General features: G+C 72.3%; 21 protein-coding genes. 5 read left to right on the top strand and 16 right to left on the bottom strand.

Going from position 1 to position 26,120, the window contains the following annotated elements; genetic code table 11:
* Nucleotides 1-324: 324 nt before the first annotated feature.
* A complete protein-coding gene (locus ACLVWQ_RS07120) occupies nt 325-1,296 on the top strand; it encodes a pectate lyase family protein (protein ID WP_414107313.1) in 972 nt (323 codons plus the stop codon).
* Nucleotides 1,297-1,485: 189 nt separating this feature from the next.
* Nucleotides 1,486-5,034, top strand: a complete 3,549-nt coding sequence (locus ACLVWQ_RS07115; RefSeq protein WP_414107312.1) for a substrate-binding domain-containing protein — start codon at nt 1,486-1,488, stop codon at nt 5,032-5,034.
* A gap of 66 nt (nt 5,035-5,100) precedes the next feature.
* Here the strand turns inward: ACLVWQ_RS07115 and ACLVWQ_RS07110 are convergent, their stop codons facing one another.
* From ACLVWQ_RS07110 to ACLVWQ_RS07095, 4 genes are all read right to left on the bottom strand, one after another.
* A complete protein-coding gene (locus tag ACLVWQ_RS07110) occupies nt 5,101-6,669 on the bottom strand; it encodes an alpha-1,2-mannosidase (protein WP_414107311.1) in 1,569 nt (522 codons plus the stop codon).
* 133 nt (nt 6,670-6,802) lie between these two features.
* Nucleotides 6,803-7,516, bottom strand: a complete 714-nt coding sequence (locus ACLVWQ_RS07105) for an ABC transporter ATP-binding protein (protein WP_414107310.1) — start codon at nt 7,514-7,516, stop codon at nt 6,803-6,805.
* Between the two features lie 8 nt (nt 7,517-7,524).
* Nucleotides 7,525-8,916 (bottom strand): ABC transporter permease, encoded by a 1,392-nt coding sequence (locus tag ACLVWQ_RS07100; RefSeq protein ID WP_414107309.1) that lies wholly within the window; start codon nt 8,914-8,916, stop codon nt 7,525-7,527.
* A 25-nt stretch (nt 8,917-8,941) separates the two neighbouring features.
* Nucleotides 8,942-10,219: an FtsX-like permease family protein gene (locus tag ACLVWQ_RS07095; RefSeq protein WP_414107308.1), complete on the bottom strand. Its 1,278-nt coding sequence runs from the start codon at nt 10,217-10,219 to the stop codon at nt 8,942-8,944.
* 145 nt (nt 10,220-10,364) lie between these two features.
* Here ACLVWQ_RS07095 and ACLVWQ_RS07090 point away from each other — a divergent pair, with 145 nt between their 5' ends.
* The 3 genes from ACLVWQ_RS07090 (at nt 10,365) to ACLVWQ_RS07080 (ending at nt 12,963) form a co-directional block, all read left to right on the top strand.
* Nucleotides 10,365-11,027, top strand: a complete 663-nt coding sequence (locus ACLVWQ_RS07090) for a response regulator transcription factor (protein WP_414107307.1) — start codon at nt 10,365-10,367, stop codon at nt 11,025-11,027.
* The gene (locus ACLVWQ_RS07085; protein WP_414107305.1) at nt 11,018-12,229 is read left to right on the top strand and encodes an ATP-binding protein; all 1,212 of its coding nucleotides are present in this window, start codon (nt 11,018-11,020) and stop codon (nt 12,227-12,229) included. Before ACLVWQ_RS07090 ends, ACLVWQ_RS07085 begins: the two co-directional genes overlap by 10 nt.
* Nucleotides 12,230-12,489: 260 nt before the next feature.
* Complete coding sequence (locus ACLVWQ_RS07080; protein ID WP_414107304.1) at nt 12,490-12,963, top strand: peptidoglycan-binding domain-containing protein; 474 nt, start codon at nt 12,490-12,492, stop codon at nt 12,961-12,963.
* Between the two features lie 105 nt (nt 12,964-13,068).
* Here the strand turns inward: ACLVWQ_RS07080 and ACLVWQ_RS07075 are convergent, their stop codons facing one another.
* From ACLVWQ_RS07075 to ACLVWQ_RS07020, 12 genes are all read right to left on the bottom strand, one after another.
* Nucleotides 13,069-14,592: a gamma-glutamyltransferase gene (locus tag ACLVWQ_RS07075; RefSeq protein ID WP_414107303.1), complete on the bottom strand. Its 1,524-nt coding sequence runs from the start codon at nt 14,590-14,592 to the stop codon at nt 13,069-13,071.
* Between the two features lie 2 nt (nt 14,593-14,594).
* Nucleotides 14,595-15,227 (bottom strand): cyclase family protein, encoded by a 633-nt coding sequence (locus ACLVWQ_RS07070; protein WP_414107302.1) that lies wholly within the window; start codon nt 15,225-15,227, stop codon nt 14,595-14,597.
* Nucleotides 15,224-16,093 carry a creatininase family protein gene (locus ACLVWQ_RS07065; RefSeq protein ID WP_414107301.1) on the bottom strand — a complete coding sequence of 290 codons (870 nt, stop codon included), beginning with the start codon at nt 16,091-16,093 and terminating at the stop codon, nt 15,224-15,226. The genes ACLVWQ_RS07070 and ACLVWQ_RS07065 overlap by 4 nt, the downstream gene beginning before the upstream one ends.
* Before the next feature lie 122 nt (nt 16,094-16,215).
* Nucleotides 16,216-16,701 (bottom strand): cytidine deaminase, encoded by a 486-nt coding sequence (locus tag ACLVWQ_RS07060; RefSeq protein ID WP_414107300.1) that lies wholly within the window; start codon nt 16,699-16,701, stop codon nt 16,216-16,218.
* Nucleotides 16,698-17,462, bottom strand: coding sequence for an amidohydrolase family protein (locus tag ACLVWQ_RS07055; protein ID WP_414107299.1), 765 nt, complete (start codon nt 17,460-17,462; stop codon nt 16,698-16,700). Before ACLVWQ_RS07055 ends, ACLVWQ_RS07060 begins: the two co-directional genes overlap by 4 nt.
* Complete coding sequence (locus ACLVWQ_RS07050; RefSeq protein WP_414107298.1) at nt 17,459-18,511, bottom strand: ABC transporter ATP-binding protein; 1,053 nt, start codon at nt 18,509-18,511, stop codon at nt 17,459-17,461. Before ACLVWQ_RS07050 ends, ACLVWQ_RS07055 begins: the two co-directional genes overlap by 4 nt.
* Nucleotides 18,508-19,578 (bottom strand): ABC transporter ATP-binding protein, encoded by a 1,071-nt coding sequence (locus ACLVWQ_RS07045; protein WP_414107297.1) that lies wholly within the window; start codon nt 19,576-19,578, stop codon nt 18,508-18,510. The genes ACLVWQ_RS07050 and ACLVWQ_RS07045 overlap by 4 nt, the downstream gene beginning before the upstream one ends.
* Nucleotides 19,575-20,276 (bottom strand): alpha/beta hydrolase, encoded by a 702-nt coding sequence (locus ACLVWQ_RS07040; protein WP_414107296.1) that lies wholly within the window; start codon nt 20,274-20,276, stop codon nt 19,575-19,577. Before ACLVWQ_RS07040 ends, ACLVWQ_RS07045 begins: the two co-directional genes overlap by 4 nt.
* Before the next feature lie 5 nt (nt 20,277-20,281).
* The gene (locus ACLVWQ_RS07035; protein WP_414107295.1) at nt 20,282-21,367 is read right to left on the bottom strand and encodes an ABC transporter permease; all 1,086 of its coding nucleotides are present in this window, start codon (nt 21,365-21,367) and stop codon (nt 20,282-20,284) included.
* The gene (locus tag ACLVWQ_RS07030) at nt 21,364-22,275 is read right to left on the bottom strand and encodes an ABC transporter permease (protein WP_414107294.1); all 912 of its coding nucleotides are present in this window, start codon (nt 22,273-22,275) and stop codon (nt 21,364-21,366) included. The genes ACLVWQ_RS07035 and ACLVWQ_RS07030 overlap by 4 nt, the downstream gene beginning before the upstream one ends.
* Complete coding sequence (locus ACLVWQ_RS07025) at nt 22,268-23,953, bottom strand: ABC transporter substrate-binding protein (protein WP_414107293.1); 1,686 nt, start codon at nt 23,951-23,953, stop codon at nt 22,268-22,270. Before ACLVWQ_RS07025 ends, ACLVWQ_RS07030 begins: the two co-directional genes overlap by 8 nt.
* A gap of 182 nt (nt 23,954-24,135) precedes the next feature.
* On the bottom strand, nt 24,136-26,115 hold the full coding sequence (locus ACLVWQ_RS07020; protein ID WP_414107292.1) for a primary-amine oxidase: 1,980 nt from the start codon (nt 26,113-26,115) through the stop codon (nt 24,136-24,138).
* Nucleotides 26,116-26,120 lie beyond the last annotated feature (5 nt).

Raw genomic sequence — 26,120 nt, 5'->3', positions numbered from 1 at the left:
GCACCGCCCTCGTCCCACGTGGCCACCCGATGACCAGCCCTCGTTTCTAACAAGGATGCGGCCGGCTCTCAACTCATTTGGGGGTCGAGTGCTCCTGAGGCCGGGCCGGCGGCGTCGCACGCGGGTGGCGCACCGGCCACGGCTCCACCCGTGCCCGTGCCGTGTCCCAGAGGCAGCACGGGTGAGCAGCACGCAATAGTCCACACACGGCACGTCATTGTCCACACCCGTCGCTCTAGTCTCGCAGCGAGCCGACCGCGCGGCCCCGGCGTAGTACCCGCACAGGTACGTCACTTCTCCAAAACCCCACGGACGGAGATCCACATGCGCAGGACGAGCGCACGGTTCACCCTGACCGGAGCCGCGGCGGCGAGTGCCGTCGCACTGGCCGTGATCGGAGCCACCACGGCGAGCGGTTCCACCGACGCCCGGTCGGAGCCGGCGGTTGCCGCTGCCGCCGCTCCCATCGGTTTCGGGGCCGGCACCACCGGCGGAGCCGGCGGCAGCACGGTGACCGTCACCAGCGCCTCCGCCTTCAAGACCGCGGTGCAGAGCAGCACCACTCAGACCGTCCGCGTCAACGGCACCATCGCGCTGACGGAGATGACGAAGGTCGCGTCGAACAAGACGATCGTCGGCGTCGGGACCGCAGGCAAGATCACCGGCAGCGGACTCAACGTCGCGAGCGTGAACAACGTGATCATCCAGAACCTGTCGTTCTCCGGGTCCAACGACGACGCCATCAACGTCCAGTACTCGACGAAGGTCTGGATCGATCACAACGACATCCAGTCCGCGTACGACGGGGCCGTCGACATCAAGCGGGCCTCGACGAACATCACGGTGTCCTGGAACCGCACCCACAACCAGGACAAGAACATGCTGCTCGGTCACTCCGACGACAACGGCAGCGAGGACACCGGCAAGCTGAAGGTGACCTACGACCACAACTGGTTCGACGGCACCAACCAGCGCAACCCGCGGGTCCGCTTCGGCAACCCGGTCCACGTGCTGAACAACTACTTCAGCAACATCGGCTCCTACGGTGTGGCGTCCACCGAGAACGCGGGCGTCCTGGTGGAGTCGAACTACTTCGAGAACACCGACGACACGTACCACCTCGGTGAGGCCAGCTCCAGCGCGGGTTCGCTGGTGGCGAAGAACAACTACCTGTCGAACTCCACCGCGGGACAGACCGGCGGTTCCGTGGCGTCGATCCCGTACAGCTACACCGCGCAGTCGGCGTCCACCGTCAAGGCGAGCGTCACCGCCGGTGCGGGCGTCGGCAAGATCTGACCCGCGCCCTCCGCACAGCGCAGCACGACACCGCACGGACCACGGCAGAACAGCACGGCACGGGGCAGGGCCGGTGACCGACGTGTCACCGGTCTTGCCCCGCGGCACGACCTCCCCTACGTTTCCCTGGGCCTCGTCGGCACCGCAGCCCCCGGGGCACCCCGACGCACGCCGGACGAGGGGGCGCCGATGGACCCGGTTCAGGGCATCGCGGGCGGCACGTCGCAGGGTCCGGTCCGGCCGAACCGGCCGCTGACCGTCGGCCTGCTCACCGCCAACATTCATCTGGGCGTCGGCTCGACCCTCTGGTCCGGGGCCTGCGCCGCCGCCGAACGCAACGACGTCGATCTGATCTGCTTCCCCGGCGGCAACATCCGCCACGGCGACGTGGCCCGCAGCGAGCTGTACGAACTCGTCGGCCCCGCGCGGCTCGACGGTGTCGTCTGCTGGAGCTCGACCCTGGGCCTGCCGTCGGCGGGGCCCCGGGCGCGCCGTCTGCTGCGCAGGCTCTCCCATCTGCCGCTGGTCAGCCTCAACCAGCCGCTCAGCGACCAGACCGACGTGCTGTCGATCGACTCCCACGCGGGGATGCGCAAACTGGTCGGGCATCTCGTCGGCCGGCACGGCCGCAGAAAGCCGGCCTGCATCCACGGCCCGCTCGCCAATCCGGTCTCCGAGGAGCGTTACCGCGCCTGTGTCGACGCCCTGCGCCATCACGGCATCCGGCACGAACACGTGGGCGCCGCGGTCGACTTCGCCGCGGCGGCCGGCGCCTCGGCGATGCAGGTGCTCCTCGACGCCCGCGGGCTGACCCCGGGCGTCGACTTCGACGTGGTGCTGGCCTGCAGCGACGTCCTCGCCGCGGGAGCACTGCGCCACCTCACCGAACGCGGCATCCGGGTCCCCGAGGACGTGGCCGTGGTCGGCTTCAACGACTCGCCCGAGGCCCGTCTCGGCGACCCGCCCCTCACCTCCGTGGCGCTGCCGTTCGAGGAACTGGGCGCGCTCGCCGTGGACACGCTCGTCGCCCGGCTGCGCGGCACCCGCCCGCCGGACCGCACCACCATCCCCGCCACGCTGGTTCCGCGCCGCTCCTGCGGGTGCCCCTATCCGACGTCGTACCGGCCCTCCCCCGTCGTCCCGGCGCCGGCCGCCGCGCCGCGCCCCGAGGGCTGGCACGCGGTGGACGGTGTGCTGCCCTCCGGAGGTTCCCGCCTGGCCACGGCCTTCCGTGCCGAACTCACGCGCGGCGACGGTGATCCGTACACCCCGGCGAGCGGTGACGGCCCCGGGGCGGCGAGCGGGGACGTCCTGCCCGGGGACTTCCTCCCGCTGGTCGAGCGGCTGTTGCGCGGCAGCGCCGGGACCCAGGCCGAGGTCGACCGGTGGCACCAGGCGTTGGAGGGCGCCCGGCGCGGTGTCGTCGACGCGCTGCCGGGTCCGCTGCGCCGGGCCGGCGAGGTCCTGTTCGGGCAGGCCCGGCTCCTGGTGGCCGAGCGGTCGCGCGCGCTCCTGGAGTACGAGCGCTGGTCGCAGACCCAACGGGCCCGCAGACTGCGGGAGTTCGGAACCGCGCTGACCACGGTCGTGGACCTGGAGGGGCTCTCGGACGTGCTGGAGCGGCATCTGGGCCAGTCGGGGGTCCCGCACTGCCGGATCGTTCTGTACGACCGCGACACCGACGCCTCAGGACCGGCGGCTCCCGGGATGGCGCGCCCGCTGCTCGCGCGGGCGGAGGCGGGCCGGGGATCCGCGGGGGCCGGGCCGCTCGGGGGTCCCGCGTTCTCCTCGGCGCTGCTGCTTCCCGACTCCCTGCTGCCGCGCGGGGGCCGGTTCACGCTGGTCCTCGAACCCCTGCACATCGGAGAGGAGCACCTGGGCGTGGCCGTGTTCGAGGCGACCGACACGCGGGCCGCGTACCACGACGGAGCGCTCTACCGGGAGCTGGGCGACCAGATCAGCGCCGCGCTGAAGGGCATCGGGCTCTTCGACGAGGTGCGGCGCGCACGGGACGCCGCGGAGCAGGCCAGCAGGTTCCAGAACCGGCTGCTGACGCACGTCACCGACGAGTTGCGTACGCCGGTGGAGGCCATGCTGCACCGCTCAGGGGACCCGGCGGAGGCGCTCATGGAGGTCCGCAGGGACGCCGTGCGCGTGCTGCACCTCATGGAGAACCTCCTCGACCTCGCGCGTTCGGAGGCCGGTGATCTCCTGCTGACCAGGCGGCTCATGGACCCGTTGCCCGTGCTCTCCCGGGCGTGTGCGACGGCGGCCTCCGCCCTGCCCGCGGGCCCCGGGTGGCAGCTCGGGCTGCCGGCCCGGCTCCCCTCGGTCTGGGTGGACGAGGCGCGGCTCCAGCAGATCCTGTACAACGTGCTGGTCTCGGCGGCGGGCCGCGCGAAGGACGCACCGCCCCGGGTCACGGCCGCCCTCGGCCCGGCCGGGGTGCGGATCACGGTCGCCGTACCGGATGCCCGCGCGTCGTTCCCGCGCCCCGGACAGCTCCTGGACGTCGGGGTGACCACGGCCAGGCGGCTGGCCATGATGCACGGCGGCGCGCTGACCGTCTCCGACAGCGCGGGCCGGGCCCTGTACGTCCTGGACGTCCCGCTGCCCTCCCCGGGCGGGCAGGCGCACCTGGCCGACGCCGGCGACGCCTCGCTGCTCGTCGTCACTCCCGGGGAGCCGGGCGCGGACGTGACCGAGCACGCCGCCCGCCACGGTCTTCGGGTACTGCGGCCCGACGCCGCGCACGATCCCATGCCCTCGGTCGCGCGGCGCACGCCCGGAGCCGTCGTGTGGGACGCCCAGCCCGACCGGCCCCAGGAGTGGCGTGCGGTGCAGCGGCTGCACGACCATCCGGCCCTGCGCCACACGCCGTTCATGCTGTTCGGCGCCGACGGCACCGATCTGCCGGGGGTCCTGCGCGCGCTGCGGCCCGACGGGTTCGCCGAGCCGGTGATCGTCGCGGCCGGCTCGGCGGAGTCCCGGGAGGCGCTGCGCCGGCTGGCCGAGACGGCTCTGCCGGACCATCCGGCGCGGGTCTGCGCCGACGCGACGACGCTGCTGGCGCTGGTCGCGGAGGAGACTCCCCGGCTGGTGCTGCTGGAGCGGGCGCTGCCGGATCTGCAGGCGCTCGACGTGGTGGACCGGCTGCACGACGGCACGGGCCGGGCGCTGTGCCCCGTCGTCATCGCCGACCACGAGGGCATGACGGCGGCGGACGCGCGGCGCGGACGCCAGCATCCGGCGCTGCTCCTGCTGGACATGGGTGTGTTCGCGCCGCACGAGGCGGCCGCGCTCGTGCGCGGACTGGCGGGCCACGACACCCGATTACCCCCGCGCACCAGGGACGTCCTCGACGAGGCGCTGATCTTCCTCTACGAGCACTGGCGCCGGCCGATCTCCCGCTGGCAGGTGGCGCAGGCCGCCGGTGTCAGCCCCGACCACCTCGGCAAGCTGTTCCAGCAGCGGTACGGCCTGACGGTGTGGGAGTACCTGACCCGGCTGCGGATCCGGCGGGCGGCGGAGCGTCTGCGGTCGAGCGACGACAGCGTGCAGAGCGTGGCGCGGGCGGTGGGTTTCCGGGACCGCGCGTACTTCAGCCGGGTGTTCCGCCGGGTCACGGGGGCCGCCCCGCACCACTACCGTGAGAAGGCCGCTTCCGGAGAGGGCGTACGGGACGCCGTCTCCGGAGAGCGCCTGCGGGACGTGCCCGCCGGTCCTGGCCTTCGCTGAGCCGCCGTGTCGCGCCCCGGTGCCCGGTGCCGGCGTCCGAGAGGCGGTGTCGGGGCTGGGGCGCCGTCAGGGGCGCAGGTACCGGGTCAGCTGCTCCAGCAGGCGTGCGGCGTCCTGGAGGTTGCGGGCGGTGTCCGAGAAGTCCGCCGCGAGCAGTTCCCCGGTGCCGGCGCCGCTCTCCTCGTCCTTGCCGGACACGGGCGCGGGGACCCTCGTCCCGCGGTATCCCACGGGCTCCGCGCCCGCGTCCTGGCGGTAGCCGACGAAGTCGCAGTCGCCGGGTGCCGCGGCCTCGGCGCCGCCGTCGAAGAAGCGCACCGCGTTCAGCTGGGTCTCGTCCGCACCGCGGTTGGTGGCGATCCGCAGGCGGTAGTGCCGGTGGGCCTCGGAGCGGGCGAGCACGAACTCCTTGGTCTGGTAGCGCCCGTGGAAGACCTCGCCCTCCCGGGAGTCCAGCTGTGTCCAGGCGCGGCCGTCGGACGAGCCCTCCAGCACCCAGACCGCCGGGTCGCGGTCGGGGGCGTCGTTGGCGGAGGTCAGGCTGTAGGCGCTCACCGTGACGGGCAGGTCGAAGGTGAAGCTCAGCTCGGGGTCCTGCTCGTGGGCGAGCCACTTGCTGTGCGACTTCAGCAGGTTCTCCGCGACCTCGCCGAACTCCGCGAACTCCTCGCTGGCCCACACCTGGGAGACCAGGTCGGTGATGTCGCGCCGCTCACCGGACACCGGGACCTGTCCCACCACGGCCGCGGTGAGCAGGGAGAGCGAGGTGGCGGCGCCCCGGCGGTCGCTCCACGTGACCCGCTCCACCGGGGCGCCGCCGTCGTCGAGCAGCAGCCGCAGCCGCCCGGCCGGGCTCCACACTCCGTCGTGCGCCTCCTCGGTGGTGAAGTGCCGCTCGGCGGCGCCCCCGGTGTGAGGCAGCCGGCCGGTGAGCGTGCCGCGCAGTTCACCGAGGGAACCGTCGGCGTCCCTGAAGTGGCCGTGGAACCCCGACAGGTCGGTGTGGAACGCCACGGAGGACTCCGCTCCCGTGGTGCCGCGCCAGGCCAGCCGGGTCACGGGCTCCCGCTCCGCCGCGGCGTCGTGCGTCTCGCTCCGGTCGAGCAGGAGGCGCAGATCCGCCGCCGGCTGCCAGGCCGAGCCTCCGAGGCGGCGGCGCTCGGTGGTGAAGGTCCACACGGATCGTCCGCCCGCGTCGTGCCCGGCGCCGCGCGGTGCCCGGCCGTCCTGTTCGGCACCGTCCAGCGCGACGGTCCGCAGCCGGAGCACGCCCTCGTCCCCGTCGTCGGCGTTGTGGACCGCCAGGACGTTGGCACCCGGCCGCAGCGCCGTGCCGGGCACGGTCAGCACGTACTCCCGTACGGTGTCGGGGCCTTCGGCGCCGGGCAGCAGGAAGCCCTTGGCCAGCGGCTCGTCGTTCACCCAGGCGTCGATCGGCGCGGCCGTGCCGAGCACCGACATGCGCAGCTCGGCCTCGGTGGTCTCCTCGCCGTCCGGCACATGGAAGTCCACCTTGAGGAAGCCGCCGGCCGCGACCACCACGTAGGACGGGGCCACCGCGCAGCGGTGCCGGCGAACGACGGCGTTCGACAGCTCGGCGGGCCGGGTCGCGAAATCGGCGAAGACAGGGTCCATGGTGGTTCCTCACGATCGTCCAAGTCACTGCGCGCGGTCGGGGCGACCGGCCAGTGATCCGTGTCGTCCCGGAGACTAACCGGCGCCACTGACAACGGGCCGTGGGTACGCGGCAGTTGGGTCCTGTGTGCCGTCAGTTCGTGGTGGCCTTCTCCGTCAGCTTCCCCTTGCGCAGCGTGAGGACGCGGTCGGACTGGTCGCTCAGCAGTACGGAGTGGGTGACGACGACCACGCATTTGCCCTGTTCGTGGGCGAGTTCGCGGAAGGTGTCGATGATGCCCTGTGCGGTGTCCTCGTCGAGGTTGCCGGTGGGTTCGTCGGCGAAGAGGATGTCGACGTCACAGGCGACCGCGCGGGCGATGGCGACGCGTTGCCGCTGGCCGCCGGAGAGCTGCAGGACGTTCCGGGTGGCCGTGGCCCTGTCCAGCCCCACGTGTTCCAGGAGTTGCAGGGCCCGTGCCCTGCGGCTTCCCGTCGTGGGTTTGACGCCGGTGATCTCCATGGCGGTGGTGACGTTCTGGAGGGCGGTCATGTAGGTGAGGAGGTTGTACTCCTGGAAGATCGTGGCGGCGTGTTTGTTGCGGTAGCGCCCCAGGCCGAGTTCGGTCAGGTCCCGGCCGTCGAAGGCGACGGTGCCCCGGGTGGGGGTGTCCAGACCGCTGGCGAGGCTGAGCAGCGTCGTCTTCCCGCTGCCGGAGGGACCCAGGATGGTGGAGAACGTGCCGCGTTCGAAGGCGCAGTCGATGTTCTTGAGGACGGTGGTACTGCGGCGCCCGCCGGCGTAGGTGTGGCTGATGCCGTCGAGTCGCAGGACGGGACCGGTCGGAGTGGCGGTGGAGTGGCTCATGGCGGGGGTCACTTGCCCTTCGTGAGGATGGTGCGGGGGCTGAGCCGCAGTACGGACGCGGCGGGGACGGCGGTGGCCAGCAGGGCGATGCCGAGGCCGACGCCTCCGACAGCGGCGAGGTCGGCCCGGTCCAGGCGGACGGTGATCGTGTCGACGGGGTCGGCGTTCTCCACGGGCTTGTCGTTCGGGTCGATGCCCTGGTCCAGGCCGGTGCTGCCGGGCGGCGGGGCCTGCCAGGAGTCGAGTTCGCGCCGGGCATCGGCGGCTTCCTGCCCGAGCAGCGCCTGACCGGCGCTCTGCGTGAGGCTCTGGGCGAACAGCGAACTCAGTCCGACGGCGAAGGCTGCGACCACCATGATCTCCAGGGCCTGTTGGGCGATGAGCCTGCCCTTCCGCTCGCCCATGGCCAGCAGGACGCCGTACTCCTTGCGGCGCTGCTTCACGGCGAGATCGACCAGGAGGGCGAGGACGGCGGCGCCCGCGACGCCGGTCAGCCACATGGCGATCGTGGCGGTGGACCGGATGCTCTTGAGGGGGCCCGTCATCTGCTGGACGGCCTTGCTGTTGGTGTCCAGAGCGAATCCGTCGAGCGCGGAGCCGGCGACCCGTCCGGCCTCGTCCTTGAAGCGGCCCAGGTCGTCGGCGCCCTGGAGCAGGAAGGTCGCCTTGCTCACCTGAAGGGGTCCGTCGGTGCCGGAGCTGAGCCGGGCGAGGTCGCCCACGGTCCCGTACAGCATGTCAGCCGGGTTGATGCCGTACTCCGGTTCGGGTTCGGAGGCGGGGCGCGGATCGCGGTAGACGCCCGCCACGGTGAAGTCCGCTGTGGCTTTCCCCTCGTTGGCGCCCAGGGTGATCTCGGCGCCCACCTCCAGGCCGTTCTTGCGGGCCAGCCGCTCCTCGATCAGCAACCGGTTCTTGTCCTGGTCGGCGGCTGTCAGGTGGCGGCCGGACAGCAGGGTGAACCTGCCGCTGCGGAAGTCGGACAGCAGGCTGGAGTCGAGAACGCCGATCCCGGCGGTGCCACCGGGGCCCATGGGGTTCGCCGCCCCGTCGGTGACGAGTTCGGTGCCCTTCTTGAGGATGACCCGGTCCCACATGGAGTAGCTGTATTTCTGGACCTGCGGCAGGGCTCCGAGTTCGTCGACGGTCGAGGCGGCGATCTGCGGAGCCTGGAGGCCACCGGCACCGCCTCCGCCGTCCTTCAGCCCGTCCATGTCCATGTCCAGGGTGACCTCGGCGCCGACGGAGTTCTCGGCCTTCTGTTCGGCCTGGGCCGTCGCGTCGTCGATCAGTACGCCGGCCAGCACCATCACGGAGATGACGAGGAAGGCGGCGAGGGTGATCAGGGTCCGGCCCTTGCGGGCCCAGAGACTGAGCCCCGCGCGTTTGACGAAGTTCATGAAGATCGGCTCTCTCTTTCGGTGGCTATGCGTCGCGGGTGAGGATGGAGCGGGGGTGCAGGCGGAGGATCCCGATCCCGGGGACGGCGGTGGCGACCAGACAGATGCCCAGGCCGATGCCGGCGACCTTGCCGAGGAGCACGGGCCCGACGCTCACCGTGGGCGGGGCGACCGTGGCGCTCGGTACGCCGGCCGCCGCGACGAGCTCGTGCTGCCGGGGGCTCAGCAGGGCGTCGCCCAGCTCCTGGCCGGCGACCTGGCAGGCCAGCCCCGCGACCACGACGGCGGGCAGGGCCACGGCCACCACCTCCACGACGTGCTGGCCGATGAGCCGGTGCCGCCTCTCGCCCATCGCCAGCAGCACCCCGAGCTCGTCACGCCGCTCCCGTACCTGGAGCATCACGATCAGCGCCAGGATCGCCGCCCCGGCCAGGGCGATCACCCACACGATCAGTCCGGCGAACGAACCGACCCGCTGGATCGGGCGGACCTGGTCCCGGTACGCCCTGTCGTTGACGCGGAAGTCGAAGGCTCCCGCGCCCAGCAGCCGCTCCGCCTCGGTGTGCAGGCGCTCGGCCCGGTCCGGTGAGCCGATCTTGAAGACCGCCTCGCTGAGCGCCGCCGCCGTGCCGGGACTCAGCTGCTGGACGACGCGTACCGGTGTGTACAGCGTGTTGCCGGGCAGCTCGTGCGGGGGCGCCCAGCTCCGCGGGTCCCGTGTCGGGTCCCGGAAGACGCCGACGACGGTCAGCGCCAGGGTGCGTCGCCCGTCGGCGGACCGGACGCGGACGGTGTCGCCGGGCGTGAGGCCGTTCCTCTCGGCCAGGCGCCGCTCGACGACGGCCACCCGCCGGCCGCTGTCCTCGGGGGTGATCCCGCGCCCGGCCGTGATTCTGGTCGATCCGTAGGAGAAGGGCAGCAGCATGCTGGAGTCCCGTACGCCCTCCACCGCCAGGAAGCGCTCAGGGCGGTCCCCCGGCCTGGTGCCGCCGGGCTCGGGCAGATCGGACTCCACCGGCTCGATGCCACGGGGCACGGCCTGGCCCGGCAGCCGCGGGTTGTACCGGTTCACCGGCGCCGACCCGCCGAGGCGGTCGGCGAGCGCCGGGGTGAGTGCCTTGCCCCTGATCGTCACGTCGACACCGATCGTGCGCCGGGCGTCCGCCTCCTGGCTCGCGGCGGCCTCCTGCAGCAGGAAGCCGCCCAGGAGCAGGGTGCAGATGACGGCGAAGATCCCCGACAGCGCGGCGGTCCTGGCTTTCCTGGCACGCAGGCTCATCCCGGCGCGCTTGACGAAGTTCATGACGACGAGGAGACCAGGGCGCACCGTGCAGCTGGATAAGGGTGTTACAGCGGCATAAGGGGTGCCCGTGCGGGATGCCGTGTGCCGCACCGCTTGTGACGCAGCGCTTATGCCGTTGCAATCGTGTTCTTGGTTTCATGAGGCGATGAGAGTGCTGATAGCCGAGGACCATCGCGTGCTCGCCCGTACGATCGCCACGGGTCTGCGCCGTCAGGCGATGGCCGTCGACATCGCCGCCACGGGGGACGAGGCCGAGCGGAGATGTCTGCTCACCGACTACGACGTGCTGGTCCTCGACCGTGATCTGCCGGTCATGACCGGTGACGAGGTGTGCAGGCGGCTGCGCGACCTCGCCGACCCGCCGCGCATCCTGATGCTCACGGCGGCCGGCGAGATCACCGACAAGGTCTACGGGCTCACCACGCTCGGCGCGGACGACTACCTGGCCAAACCCTTCGACTTCGCCGAACTGGTGGCCCGCATCAGGGCGTTGAGCCGCAGGGCACCGCAGCCCCCGCGAACCGTCCTGCGGCAGGGCGGGATCGCCCTGGACCGGACGCGGCGCGAGGTGTCCGTGGACGGCCGCCCGCTGGAGCTGACCCCCAAGGAGTTCGCGGTCCTGCACCTGCTGCTCCAGGCCCGCGGCGAGGCGGTGCCGCACCGCGAGATCGTCCGCACCCTCTGGGACGAGAACCTCGACCCGCGCACCAGCGCGGTCCGGGCCACCGTCAGCCGGCTGCGCGGCAAACTCGGCGACCCGGGCCTCATCACCGCCGACAAGGGACAGGGATACCGCCTGTGCGACTGACCCCGCGGGCGCTTCTCGGCAGACTCCCCTTCCGAGCCCGGCTGGCCTCGGCCATCTGTGCCCTGTTCCTGCTCGCAGGCGTGGCGCTGCTCGCCTTCGTGGTGCTCCTCGCGCGCCATGGAACGGCCCAGCAGGTCCAGGGAATCGACATCAAGTACGACAACGTGTCGACGAGTCGTCAAGGTCCGTTCCACCGGACCCGCCCCACCGGCAACCCCCGGCCGGCCCAGGGCAGGGACGAGGGCGACGGCGCCATGATCCGGAAGATCGACTGGACCGTGCAGGCCGTCCAGGACACCGCGCTGCGTCAGACGGTGCTCTGGTCGGCGGTCGGACTGCTGGTCATGGCGCTGCTGGCCGGACTGCTCGGCTGGTGGCTGGCGGGCCGGGCCCTGCGGCCGGTCACCTCGATGACCGAGGCGGCCCGTCGCATCAGCGAACAGAACCTGCATCAACGGCTGGCGCTCACCGGCCCCGACGACGAACTCCAGCGCCTCGCCGACACCTTCGACACCATGCTCGAACGGCTGGAGAAGTCCTTCGAGAGCCAGCGGCGCTTCATCGCCAACGCCTCTCACGAACTGCGCACCCCCCTCGCCGTCCAGCGCACCAGCCTCCAGGTCGGCCTCGCCGACCCGCTGCCCGAGGGCCTCGCGGAAGTCCGCGAAGACCTGCTCACGGTCAACCGGGAAGCCGAACAGCTCGTCGACGCCCTGCTCCTGCTGGCCCGCAGCGACCGCGGCCTGGAGGAGACCGTCGGCGTGGACCTGTTGACCACCGCCCGGACCGTGACCGCCGAACTCGCCGCACCGGCGGCGCACGAGAGGGTGCGCATCAGCCTCTCGGCGAAGGCCCCGCTGCCGGTGCTCGGCGACCCCGTGCTGCTTCGGCATCTGCTGACCAACCTCATCCGCAACGCGGTCCAGTACAACCGCCCCGGCGGCCGGGTCCGCGTACGGCTCGAAGGGCGCACCGTGACCGTGACCAACACCGGCGCCCCGGTGTCCGCCGAGCAGATCCCCGCTCTGTTCGAGCCGTTCCGCCGTCTCGCCCAGGACCGGGTCGGCACCACCGGACACGGTCTCGGCCTCTCCATCGCCCGGTCCATCGCGGAGGCCCACGACGCCGTCCTGACGGCCGAGCCCGGCGACGACGGCGGCGTCCGCGTCACCCTGCGGTTCGCAGGAGCAGGGCCGGCCTGACCACGCCTCGGCCCGTTCCCCCACGAGCCGCCCCTCGCGACACGGACGGTTCCCGAGCGGTGCACGACTGACAAAGCTCCCTGCACGCATGCCACAGTCCGAAGCCCACGACGACCCTAGAGTCCATGGACGAGGCCGGTCCCGGGACGAGACCACTTCGGGGCCGACCGCGGCCGGAGTTCGCGCCGGAGCCGCGGTCTCGTCGCGGAACCGGCCGGTGTGGTCGGTCAGTTCATCGCACGTCAACGGAGGGGAACAGCATGCGAGCTCTCACGAAGGCACTCGTCGGTGCCACCGCCGCGATCGGCATCGCCGCCGGCGGCCTGGCCACCGCGGCCACGGCCACGGCGGCCCCCACGTCCGCACAGCGGCAGGCGGCGAGCGCCGAGCTCGCGCCGCTCGCGGTGGTGAACCTGGGACTCAACACCACCCGGGCCAAGCACTGGCAGTGCTACCTGCGCAACGTGGGCAGCAAGTACGACCCCGGCACGATCGACGGACAGCTGGGCACCAACAGCTGGAAGGCCGCGCAGAGACTGTTCAAGGACCTCGGCTACTACGACGACTCCATCGACGGAATCGTCGGACCCAACACCATCAAGGGGCTGCAGCGCTTCCTGAACTGGATCGGCAACTACGACGGCGGCCACTACAAGCTCGTCGTCGACGGGCTGGCCGGACCGGCGACCAAGGACGCGTTCTGGGACTTCAGCGGCACGAACTACTGCGCCTGAGCGAACGCCCCGGCCCGGCCCGCGGGAGGGGCCGGGCCGGGGCGTCCCGCCAGGTGCCGCGGCGCCGCTGAGGCGTCCGAACGCGGCGAAGGCCGCCGTGCGCTCCTACGGGTTCCGGGTCGGCCGTCCGCGCGCGGACCCCGTGAGGACGGCTGTCGTGCCGTCCGCCCTGGGGTCGCTCGCCGCGTCGACCTCACCGCCGCGCAGCCGGGCCGTCTGCACATGGCCCGCCTCGTCGTGCGGCCCCGGTGCCTCGGCGACCTCCAGGCCCAGACGGCGCGCGGCAGCGGTCAGGTGCTCGGCGTCCGGGGTGCCGGGCTCCCGGACGAGGGTGGGGTGCGGGCGGCCCAGGTCGCGGGAGCCGATGACCCACCGGGGGCGGGCCAGTACGGCTTCCGGGTCGGGGGCGTCGAGCAGGTCCTCGGCCACCTGGGACAGGATCCACGCCTGGGCCCTGCCGCCCTGGCAGCCCAGGGCCACGACGCGTCCCGGAGCCGTGGCGAGCGCCGGGCACAGGGTGTGCGGGGGCCGCGCACCGGGCCGCAGCGCCCCGGGATGGGCCGGGTCCAGGCTGAACGCCGAGCCGCGGTTGTGGAGTACGACGCCGGTGGCCGGGTCGGCGATACCGGAGCCGAAGCTCTGGAACACGCTCTGGATCAGGGACACCGCGTTGCCCTGGTCGTCGACGGCGGTGACGGCGACCGTGTCCCCGGCCGGTCTCGGACCGGAGGGCAGGGCGGCGACGTCGCGCTCCGTGCGCAGCAGCAGTCCGTCGAGGTCCACGGCGCCGGACCGGGGGTCGCCGAGGAGCGCGTCCCGGCTCAGCTCCGCCCGCCGGGCGGCGGTCACCGCGTCGCTCCCGCGTCCGAGTACGGCCAGCAGTGAGGCGCCCTGGCTGGGCGGCGGCGCCACCCACCAGGTGACGCCGTCCTCGGTCGCACTCAGCGGAGCGGTGTTCTCCGCCCGGTGGCCCGCGAAGTCCGCCGCGTCGAGCAGACTGCCGCGCTCGCGCAGCCCCGCCACCAGGCGCCGGGCGGTCGGCCCGGTGTAGAAGTGGCGCCAGTCGTCGGAGAGTTCCGCCAGGGTCGCGGCGAGTGCCGGCTGGACCAAGGGGTCCCCGACGGACAGCGGCGCTCCTGTCCTGTCCAGCAGCAGCGCCGACAGCCCCGGGTCGGCCCGTACGACGTCGAGGCGGTTGCGGATCGCCCGCGCGAGGCCCTCGCTCACCGGGACGCCGCCGTCGGCCAGGGCGACGGCCGGCGCGAGGATCCGGGCGAGCGGCAGGCGCGCCCCGAGGCGGGCGAGTTCGGCCCAGCCGGCGACCACTCCGGGGACCGTCACCGTGTGCGGGCCGCCGGGCGGCATCCGGTCCCCCGCCGCCCGCAGCGGCGCCGGGTCGGTGGCCGCCGCGGCGGCTCCCGCCGAGAGCACCGAGCGGACCCTGCCGTGCGCGGCGTGGCGGACCAGGGCGACGAGGTCGCCGCCGACGGAGCACTGGTGCGGGTAGGCCACCGTGAGCGCGGCGGCGGCAGCGAGTGCCGCGTCGATGAGGCCGCCGCCGTCGGCGGTCACCTGGCGCGCCGCCTCGACGGCGGCGGGATGGGGCGCGGCGATCGCGAGCGTGGCCACGGTCAGTCCCGGGTGGTGAGGATGGCGCGGGCGAAGGAGCCGTCCGCGCCGACCAGCTTGGTGGGCAGACACGCCAGATCGTAGATACCGGCGGGTACTCGGTCGAGGTCCGCGTTCTCCAGGATGAGCACGCCGGCGCCCAGCAGCGAGTGGTGGACGTCCCAGGTGTCGGTGCGGTGGTGGCTCTCGATGGTGAGGTAGTCGATCCCGATGAGGGCGACCTCGTGCGCGATCAGCCAGTCGGCGGCCTTCGGGGAGAGGCCCACCCACTGCGGGGCGCGTTCGGTCTCCTTGAGGGGGCCCGCGGAGTTGGAGGTCTTGAGCAGGACGCGGGTGTGCCCGGCCGCCCCGCCCTCTTCCAGGTGGTGCGGCTCCACGTCTCCCTCGACGTGGGTGAGGTCGATGACCAGGGCGGGCCCGACCAGCGCGTGCAGGGACACCTCGTCGATGGGGGTGGCGCCGTCACGGAAGTGGGCCGGCGCGTCGACGTGGGTTCCGGTGTGGGCGCCGAGCCGCCAGCGGGTGACGTTGGAGGCGTCGCCGTGGGAGAGGGACTCGACGACCTCGACCTCGGGCTTGCGTCCCCAGTGCAGCATCTCGGGGTGGATGGGCAGGGTGATGTCGTAGATCTTCACGTGGTGGCTCCAGGACGGTGGGTCGGGCCGGGACGGTGAGTCGGGTCGGGCCAGGGTTCGCCCACGGCGGCCGACACGGCGCGGGCGGTGGTGAGCAGGCAGCGGTCGAACTCCTCGCCGCCGTGCTTCGCGTCGGCGTCGGCCACGTCGCGGCCCCAGACGCCGGTCTCGCTGACCTGGTCCATCCGGTAGTCCCAGAAGGAGTCCACGTCGAGGTGCGAGGTGGCCTTCTCCATCGTCACGAGTTCGGGGTGGAGGTGGAGCATGACCGAGGTCTCGAAGAAGTTGGCGTGCATCAGTGCCCGGCCGTACCGGACATGGCCGTCGACCTCGGGGCCGGGGTACATCGTCACGTAGCCCAGGGCCCGTACGCGGGCGTCGCGGTGGCGCACCCGGAGCTTCTCCGCCGACACGTCGAGGGCGCCGTTGTTCCAGATGTGCCCGTTGAGCAGGATGAACTGCCGTACCCCGGAGGCGTACAGGGACTCGATGACGTCCTCGACCACGGCGATCATGGTCTCCGGGCGCAGCGCCACCGTGCCGCCGAAGTCGCCGTGGGAGGCGGAGACGCCGAAGCTGAGCGGCGGCACCACGGGGACGCCGGTGAGCGCGGAGACGCCGAGGGCGACGGCGCGGCAGATGAGGGTGTCGACGGCCAGCGGCAGGTGCGGGCCGTGCTGTTCGGTGGCGCCGACGGGGATGATCACGGCGTCGCGTGCGGCGGCGGTGGACTCCGCCTGCTGCCAGGTGAGTTCCTCCCAGCGCACCGGGACTCCGCTGCCGCCGAGTTCGGCGGCGAGCGCGGGAACGTCCAGGCCGGTGGGGACGGACGGCTGTCCGGGAGGTACGGGGACGGCGGGTGTCATGGTGTTTCCTTCTGCGCCGGGGGCGCGGTCTCCGCTGGGGTCATGGTGTTTCCTTCGTCGTCGCGGCCCGACTCGGGGTCAGGCGCGCTGCCGGGCCCGGCGGCCGAGTGCGTGGCCGGGCGTCACCACACGCGCCGGCTCTTGTCCGGCAGCAGGTCGAGGGCGCGGACCGGGACGACCTCGTCGTCCTCGACCGTGGTGATCCAGACCGTCGCGTCCGGGCTGTAGTCGCTGATGAGTTCCCGGCACACGCCGCACGGCGCGATCACCCGGAACCGCCCGGCGGGCTTGATCTGGACGGAGACGACCGAGGTGACGTCGAGCGGCCGTCCGCCGGGGTACGCCCCGCGGGCCGCTCCCAGGGCGACGCCCTCGGCGCAGACGGAGCTGCGCCGGCAGGACCCTTCGAGGTGGACTCCGGTGTGCACGGCGCCGTCGGCGGTGCGGACCGCGGACGCGACCTCGTGCCGGCCGTCGCGCCAGACGCGGGCGAGCACCTCCTGCGCGGTGGTGAGCAGTTCGGCGTCCTCGTCGCTCATCGCGGCGGGCACGGTGACCCGCGTGACGGCGGCGCGGGGCCGCGGCGCGTCGGGCGGTGCGGTGCTCACGCGCCGATTCCGAGCAGACGGGCCATGTTGCCGCCCTCGACGAGCGCGCGGTCCTTGTCGTCCGGGATCGCCTTCGCGATCTTCATGCGCTCCAGGTCGAAGTCGGATCCCGGCCACTCGCTGCCCAGGAGGATCTTCTCCGGCCCGAGCCGGGCGTAGGCCCGCTTGACGTCGCTCATCAGCGTCGCCGAGGTCTCCAGGTACACATGGGGCTGCCGTTCGGCGACGATGATCGCTTCGGGCACGTTCCACACCGCGCCCATGTGGGCGATGATCGTGGGGACCTGAGGGTGGTCGCGGGCGATCTCCTCGATGGACAGCGGGGCGCAGAAGGAGTCGTCCAGGGCGTTGATCAGCACCATGAGTCCGCGTCGCGCGCAGGCCTCGAACAGCGGGTCGAGCAGGCCGTGGTCGGCGACGTGGTAGCCGTGCAGGCTGGGGTGGAGCTTGAGGCCGACCAGGCCTGCGTCGGCCATGCGGTCGATCTCCTCGACGGCGTCGTCGGCCTGCGGCAGGACCTGCCCGAAGCCGAAGAAGCGGTCGGGGTGGGCGGCGACCAGGGAGCTGATGAAGTCGTTCTCGATGCGCTGGGCGAGCGAGCAGACCATGGCCAGGTCGACCCCTGCGGCGTCCATCCGGTCCAGGATGCGCCGGGGCTCGAACGGGGTGTACGGCGGCGGCGCCTCCCCCTTGCGGACGCCGGTGAGGTAGTCCGACCGTCCCCGGACGTCCTGGGTGGTGTTGTACGCGTCGATGATCACGCGGGATCGCCTTTCTCAACTGGGCCGGCCACCAGGGGCAGGTGGCAGCGCACGGTGCGGCCGGGTGCGACAGTCCGCAGTTCCGGCATGCGGGTACGGCACTGGTCCTCGGCGAAGGGGCAGCGGGTCCGGAACAGACAGCCGGTGGGCGGGTTCGCGGGATCGGGCAGTTCGCCCTCCAGGACCCGTCGTTCGCGCCGTCCGCTGGGACGCAGCGACGGAACCGAGGACAGCAGGGCTTCGGAATAGGGGTGGGCGGGTCCGGAGAAGAAGTCGTCGCGGGAGGCGACCTCGATGATCTGGCCCAGGTACATGACGGCCACGCGGTCGGCGATGTGCCGCACGACGCCCAGGTCGTGGGAGATGAACAGCATGGTCAGACCGCGCTCGCGGACCATGTCCGACAGCAGGTTCAGCACCTGTGCCTGGATGGAGACGTCCAGTGCGGAGACCGCCTCGTCCGCGACGACGAACTTGGGCGAGGAGGCCAGCGCCCGTGCGATGCCGATGCGCTGGCGCTGGCCGCCGGAGAACTCGTGCGGCCTGCGCGGGCCCGCCGCCGCGCCGAGGCCCACCCGGTCGAGCAGCTCGGCCACGATCGGCGCGGCTTCGGCCCTGCCCATACCGCGGGCCCGCAGCAGCGGTTCGGCGACGATGTCGGCGACCTTGCGCCGCGGGTTGAGCGAGCCGAACGGGTCCTGGAACACCATCTGCAGGTCGGCCCGGGTGCGCCGCAGCCGGGTTCCCCTGAGCCGGGTGATGTTCAGGCCGAGGAAGTCGATGGTGCCGGACGCGGACTCGATGACCCGCAGCAGGGCCCGGCCCAGGGTGGACTTGCCGCATCCCGACTCGCCGACCAGCCCCAGCGTCTCGCCCTCCAGGATCTCCAGGTCGACGTCACGCAGTGCGCGTACCTTGCCGCCGGAGCGGCCGCGGAACTCGACGCGCAGCTTCTCGGCCCGGATGAGCGGGGTTCCGGGCGGCGCCGGGGGTATCGGACCGGAGTCCTCGGCGGCGGAGGCGGCGGAGGTGGTCGGCGTCGATGTCATGAGCGCCCCTTCTCGTTGCGTACCAGGTCCAGGCCCGCCCCACGCGCTTCCCTGCGTACGGAGTCGGTCAGGACGCAGGCGTCGAGGTGGCCCGGCCCGCCGTGCCGGTGGCGCAGTTCGGGCTGCCGTGCGCACGCCTCCTCGGTGAAGGCGCAGCGCTCCGCGAACGCGCAGCCGCCGGGGCGGTCCACGCCTGTCAGCGGACTGCCCGGGATGGCCGGCAGCCGGTCGGCGATCGGTCCGTCGATCGGCGGGACCGAGCCCAACAGGCCGATGGTGTACGGGTGTTGCGGGTTGAACAGCACCTCGTCGCGCGAGCCCTGCTCGACGATGCGGCCGGCATACATCACGGCGACCCGGTCGGCGACCTCGGCGACGACGCCCAGGTCGTGGGTGATCAGGAGGACCGCGGTGCCGTGGTCGGCACCGGCCCGCCGGAGGACGGAGAGGACCTGTGCCTGGATGGTGACGTCCAGGGCCGTGGTGGGTTCGTCGGCGATCAGGACGGCGGGGTCGTTGGCCAGCCCCATGGCGATCATCACGCGCTGGCGCATGCCGCCCGACAGCTGGTGGGGCAGGGCGCGGGCACTCGCGCGGGGGTTGGCGATGCCGACCTCGCCGAGCAGTTCGACGGACCGGTCCATGGCCGTCGCGTACGGCATCCTGCGGTGGGCGCGCATCATCTCGGTGACCTGGGCGCCGACCCGGTGGAGCGGGTTGAGCGCGGCCAGGGCGTCCTGGAAGACGACGGCGATGTCCTTGCCCCGGACGGAGCGCAGTTCGCGCTCGGACGCCTCGGCCAGGTTGCGGCCGCCGAAGGCGACCTCGCCGCTGATGTGGGTGCGCGGGCCCCGGTTGAGTCCGACCAGGCTCATGGACAGCGCGGACTTGCCCGAGCCGGACTCGCCGACCAGCGCGAGGATCTCCCCCTGGTGCAGGGTCAGGTCCACGCCCGCGACGGCCGGGAGCCGCCCCGCGGGGACGTCGAAACCGACCTTCAGCCCGCGGATCTCCAGGACCGCGGGCGGGCTCTCCTGCCGGGGCGCGGCCGGCGCGGGCCCGCTCACGGGGTGCCGCGCACGGCCGTGGCCGCGATGTGGACGAGGTCGGCCACCCGCCGCGGGTGCACGAGCGTGGTGTAGTGGCTGCCCGGTACGTGCTCGGTGACGGCCCCCATGCGGGCGGCCATGTCGCGTTGCGCGTCCGGGCGCAGGGTGCGGTCGTCGTCGGCGACGAGGTACCAGGCGGGCAGGGTGCGCCAGGCCGGTGTCCCGGTCGGCTGGGTGAAGATCAGGTTCTCCGCCTTGCGCCCCTCGGCCTCGACCACGGCCCGTTGCGCGGTCGAGAGGTCGGGCCCGATCTCGGCCCAGAACTCCGCGCTCGCCTCCGACTTCCACTCCCCGTTCGGACCGCGCCGCATGTACGCCGAGATCTCCGCGGGCTCGTACCGTTCGACGATGCCGTTGACGGTCTCGCCCTCCTCGGGGCCGAAGGCCGCGATGTAGACCAGGCCCCGGACGGCGGGGTGCAGCCCCGCGTTGGTGATGACCGCGCCCCCGTAGGAGTGGCCGACGAGGAGCAGGGGTCCGCCCGTCTCCTCGGCGAACTCCTCGATGACGGCGGTGGTGTGCGCCACGTCCTCGTCCAGCGAGGTCAGGGGGTTGGTGACGGCGACCGTCCGGTGTCCCAGGCCGGCGAGCAGGGGCTCGACCTCCGACCAGGTGGTGGGGCGACCGCCCGCTCCGTGGACCAGCACGATGTCCATGCGGCTCAGCCTTTCCGTATACGGGGATCGAGGACCATGTAGAGCACGTCCACCGCGTAGTTGACGAGGACGAACAGCAGGGCGATGGCGAGCGCGGCGCCCTGCACCACGGGGTAGTCGCGCTGGAGCACGCCCTGCACCAGCAGCCGGCCGACGCCGCCGTAGGAGAAGACGGTCTCGGTGATCACGGAGCCGCCCAGCAGGGACCCGAACTGCAGGCCGAGGACCGTCACGATCGGCAGCCAGGAGTTGCGCAGGACATGGCGGCGGATCACCGCGGACTCGCCGAGCCCCTTCATCCGGGCGGTCCTGACGAAGTCGTCACCGAGGACGTCCAGGACCGAGGCGCGCACGATGCGGGTGATGTAGCCGGCCATGGAGAGCGCCAGGGTGGTGGCGGGCAGGATCAGGTGCTGGATCCAGGGGCCGATCAGTTCGGGGCGGTTCTGCAGCAGCGCGTCGACGAGCACGAAGTTGGTCGTGGGCCGGTAGTCGAGCGAGCTGGGCAGGCGTCCCAGCACGGGCAGCCAGCGCAGCCAGACGCCGAAGACGACGATGGCGACGACCCCGAGCGCGAACCACGGCAGGGAGAAGCTGACGGTCGCCACGGCCCGGGTCGCGGTGTCGATCCAGGTGCCCTTGCGCAGCGCGGCGACGACCCCGGTGACCACGCCGAGGAGCACGGCCACGGTCATCGCGGCCAGGGTCAGTTCGATGGTGCCCGGCAGGGCGTCGCCCAGCAGGCCCAGGACGCTGTTGGAGCCGAAGAACGACTCGCCGAAGCGCAGGTGCGCCAGGTTGTCGAGGTAGGTGCCGTACTGGGAGAGCAGCGGCCGGTCGAGGCCGAGCGCCTCGCTGGCCCGTGCCTCGTTCCGGGCCATCTCCGCGGCCGTGAGGGTCGTCCCGCCGCCCGCGAGGGAGGCGGTGGGCGAGCCGGGCAGCAGGCGCATCGCGACGAACACCAGGGTCGCCAGCGCGAACAGGACCACCGGGATGCCCAGGAGCCTGCGGACCATGGCCCACAGGGTGTCCGCCCGCTCGGACCTGGGGCCGTGCGGGCGCCGCGGTCGCGGCAGCGGGAGGGCGCTCATGCGGTGCCCTTCGGGTCGAGGGCGTCCCGCAGGTCGTCGCCCACGAAGTTGCAGGCCACGACGAACAGCAGGGTCAGGACCGCCGGAAGCACCACCAGGCGGGGCGCGGAGTAGAGGAACTCCTGGCCCGCCTGGACCATGTAGCCCCAGTCGGGGGTGGGCGGCTGGATGCCGAGGCCGAGGTAGGACAGCCCCGCGGCGAAGCCGGCGGCGACCGACAGGGTCATCACGACCTGGGCCACCATCGGCCCGGCGATGTTGGGCAGGATCTCCTGTGCCAGGACGCGCGGCGTGCGGGTGCCGCCCAGCCGGGCCGCGACGACGTAGTCCCGGGACGTCTCCCTGGCCGCGAGCGCCCTGGCCAGCCGCGCCAGACCGGGGGCGAGGGAGACGCCGACCCCGATGACGAGGCTGGTGGTGCCCGGTCCGGCGGCCGCCACCAGCAGGATGACCAGGAGGATGGAGGGGAAGGCCAGAGCCAGGTCGACGACGCGCATCAGCACCTGTTCCACGGCGCCGCCCGCGTAGCCGGCCAGCAGGCCGACGCCGGTGCCGAGCACGGCGGCCAGGGCGGTCGCGGCGAACGCCACGAGCAGCAGCGGCCGGGCCCCGTGCACCAGCCGGGCCAGTTCGTCCCGGCCCAGGTCGTCGGTGCCGAGCGGATGGCCGGGCGAGCCGAAGGGCAGCATCGCCGAGGAGGTCTGCCGGACCGGGTCTGCGGAGATCAGCAGGGGTCCGACGAGCGCCACGAGGACGATCGCGATCAGGAACACCCAGGACACCTTCGCGGGCCAGGACGTGCCGATGCCGTGCCTGCGCAGTCCCGCCGGCCAGGCCAGGACACCGAGGCCCTTCCCCCGCACGCGGCCCGGGCCGGAAGCCGTCCGGTCGGACACGTGGTCAGACACTGGCCTTCTCCATGAAACAGCGGTGGTTGCCGAGCGCGGCGGCGTCGACGCCCTTCACCTCGGCACCGCTGACCACCAGGTTGGTCGAGCAGGCCAGCATGGCGATCACCATGTACTCCTCCGCCCAGCGCCGCTGGATCCTGGAGTAGGCGGCGGTGCGCTTCTTGCCGACCGGCAGGTTCTTGGCCGCGAGGAGGTCCTCGGCCATGGTGTCCACGCCGTCCAGCGTGTCCAGGCCGGTGATGGTGCTGCCGTAGAGCCCGGCGGGGTTCGCCATGGCGCCGACCATGTTGTTGGGGTCGGGGACGTAGGAGTTGCGCTCCCAGATCATCAGGTCGTGGTAGTCGTCCTTGCCGTCGCTGAGCCGGCTGAAGTAGGACGCGGGGTCGACGGAGGTGGTCTTCACCTTGAAGCCGGCGTCCTCCAGGTTCTGCTTGACGATCTGCGCGGCCTTGGGGTGCCAGGAGTCGCTGGCCGCCATCAGTCCCAGCTCACGGCCCACCGCCCCGGCCTCCTCGAGGAGCTTCTTCGCCCGGGCGAGGTTCTTGGTGCTCAGGTCGGCGAGACCGGTGTCGTAGCCGTTCTGGGCGGGCGGGACCGTGTAGCCGTCGGGCTCGCTGGCCACGCTGAAGAACGCCTGCTGGACGATCGCCTTGCGGTCGATGGCCAGGTTGATGGCCTTGCGCACCTTCAGTTCGGGCACGCGCCGGGCGTCGATCATCAGGATCGCGTCGAAGCCCTCCTTGGTGTCGTACACGGTGACCGCGGCGTCGGCCTTCAGCTGCTCGACGGCCGAGTAGGGCGTGAACTGGGTGGCGGAGACGTCCCCGCTGAGCAGGGAGCTGACGATCGCCGAGGGGTCCTGCACCTGGCGCAGGACCAGCCGGTCGATCGGCGGCCGGCCGAGCCGGAAGTCGTCGAAGGCCTCCAGGGTGATCGACTGGCCGGAGGTGGCCGAGCCGAACTTGAACGGCCCGGTGCCGACGAGGGGCTTGCCTATGCCGGACCCGTACTTGTCGAGGGCGGCCTTGGAGATGACACGGCCGCCGATGTCGGAGAGCTGGGCCAGTACGGTCCGGTCGGGCGCCTTGAGCACCAGCTTGACGGTGAGGTCGTCCTCGGCGGTGAGCGAGGCGACGTTGTTGCCGAGAGAGGCGAGCGGTCTGGACGCGCCCTTCGGCAGGGTCTTGTCCTCCGGGTCGAACTGCCGGTTCAGGGTGGCCAGGACGTCCGCGGAGGACAGGGTCGTACCGTCGTGGAACGTGACGCCCTCGCGGAGGGTGAACGTGTAGGTCAGCTGGTCGGCGGAGATCTTCCAGCTCTTCGCGAGGTCCGGCGTGGGCTCGTTGGACTCGAAGGAGATGAAGGTCAGCCCGCGGCAGATGCAGTCCACCGCCATCCAGTCCCCCAGCGTCGTATAGAAGGCGGGGTCGTTGACCGCGCTGGTCGAGTCGATCGCGAGGGTGAGGGTGCCGCCCTTGCCGGATCCGCCCTCCGACTCCCCGGAACCGTCGTCGGCCACACCGCAGGCGGTGAGCAGGGGGGTCAGTCCGAAGCCCACCCCGACGCCGAGGACCCCGGCACCGCGCAGCATGGTGCGGCGGGAGACCTGCGATCCGGCGGAAACCCGCGGTCCGGCCGGGCGGAGTGCGGGCGATCCCTGCGACTGATCCGGCATGAGGGCCTCCTTGGGGCACCGTTCCTCAAAGGAATGGATCTAATCTTGGCTTGATTGGATCCAAAGTGATCCTGTCCGGCTCGCGCTTCCGAGCCGTGTCCCGGGTGTTACGAGCGCGTGAAACCGGGATCTTGTGTGCTATCTGCTGAGATCCTTCGACAGACTGGATTTGTGACGGTTCATCACGTTCCGCAGCAGTGGTCCCGGCCGGCCGACGGGTCCGGGACGTCCATGGCCGGGTTGCGGTCGAAGAACCCGTCGGGCTCGAGGACCATCCGCACCCGGTCGACCGGCATGACGGGCCACTGCTCAGGCCGCGGGAAGTGATGGCTGCCCACGACCGGCCACAGGACCAGCTCGGCCCCGTCCAGCGAGCGGTCCTTGCGCTGCCAGACCTGTACGCCGTCCTCGCCGGGCTCCGCCTGGTTCGGGTACTGCCCTCCGACGTAGCTCTCGGCGGGGTCGGAGACCGTGGCCCACAGATGCTGGTGGACGAAGGGCGCCCGGCGGGCCATCACCGACTCGGGCCGCGCGAAGGGCCGGGTGGTGTCGGGCAGTCGCAGCCGGTACGCGGTCGGCTCGCCGTAGCGGTTCTGCCTCTCGGCGCTCTCCACCCGCCAGTGCCGGGACGTCGCCGGGTTCGTCCGGCGGGCGGCCTGCGACTCCGACAGCAGCGGGGTACGCACCATGCGGACCGCGTTGCCGTACGGGTCGTGGTCCGGGTCGTCCTCCGCCTGGGCGTTCTCCTCCACCAGGCGATTGAGCGGACCGTCCACCGCGGCGTCCAGACGCAGGCCGAAGTAGTGCTGGTGCGTGGGCGTCTGGACGTCGGGTGAGACCACCCGGCCGTGCCGCACCTCCTCGCCCTCCTCGATGCCGGAGGCCGACAGCATGCCGGTGAGCTTGATCTCCAGCTCGATCCTGCCGTCCTGGTAGAGCGACCAGTAGAAGCCGTAGTCGTAGTTGGCCACCGTCTGGAAACTGGAGATGATCAGCCGCCGGGAGCGGCGCACCTCGCTCACCCCGCGGCGCAGGTCGTTGTGTTTCCAGAGGATGCCGTCGTCCTCCTCGTGCAGACAGATCGCCTGCTCGATCTGCTCGGCCGCGCCGTCGCCCCCGAGGTGGGCCGCGTCGAAGTAGTGGATGACACCCAGGCAGTCGCAGCCCAGCGCCAGCGAGTTGGTGAGCGGCCCCGCGCCGTACTCGCCCCAGTCGAAGAAGTTCTTTCGGAACTGCGTGGAACTCGGGTCGAGGTAGGGGACGTACATCTCGTTGCAGGCGGCCCGCTTGAGCACCGAGCGCCCCAGGAAGCCGAGGTCGTACAGGACCAGGCCCTCGCGGTGGGTGAAGCCGACGCGCAGCTCCCAGCCCTGCCAGCTCACCCGGTGTCCGTCCACCGTGAAGCTGGGCCCCTCGGGCTGCACCACCTCCAGCGGCTTCAGCCCTGCGCGGTCCGGGCCGAACCCGCCGGCCGACAGCGGTCCGGGCTCCGCGGAGACCGGGACCACCCCGTGGTCCTCGACCTCCAGCACCTCCATCGTCGCCATGTCGATGAGGGGGATGACACCCTGCACGGGGCGCACATAGGCGTTGTCGTCCTCCTGGACGCGGTGCCAGACCGAACCCCAGGTGATGCGGCGGTCCTTGTACTTCTCCGGTACGAAGCCGCCGATGGACTCCGCGTCGATCACCGTCAGGGACACGTCGTGGATGCCCCGGCGGGCCAGTGCCTCGCGGAACAACGGGCTCTCCCGGCACGCCCTGGCCGCCGCACGCGCCTCCGTCGAGGTGATGCCGGGGCGCCGTATGTCCACCGGCCGCCACTCCAGGCAGCGCGGTTCGGCGCCGAGCCGCACGTCGATCTCCCAGGCCCCGGGCAGGTCGTGGTCCATCGCCACCAGGCCCACCCGTACCTCGCCCTCGGCGTGCAGCCCGGCCATCACCTCACGGGCGAAGTGTTCGTCGAGGACCGCGCCCCAGAACCTGGTCCGTTCCCCGAGCCGTCCGTCGGCGCGTGCCACGGCGACGGCCGCGTCGATCTCCGCGGGGGACAGCGGGTCGAGAGGATGGGTGCGCTCGCGCCGGGCGTGGACGCGGGTGCTGACGCTGCCGGGGGCGGCGGCGTCCCCGGGGGTGCTGACATGTCCGGACGGGTTGTGCATGGTGT

It is taken from the genome of Streptomyces sp. CWNU-52B, from assembly GCF_047444975.1.
Classification (GTDB): Bacteria; Actinomycetota; Actinomycetes; order Streptomycetales; family Streptomycetaceae; genus Streptomyces.
The sequence above is the reverse complement of the archived record's forward strand: the minus strand, read 5'-3'. Positions and strand labels throughout refer to the sequence as shown.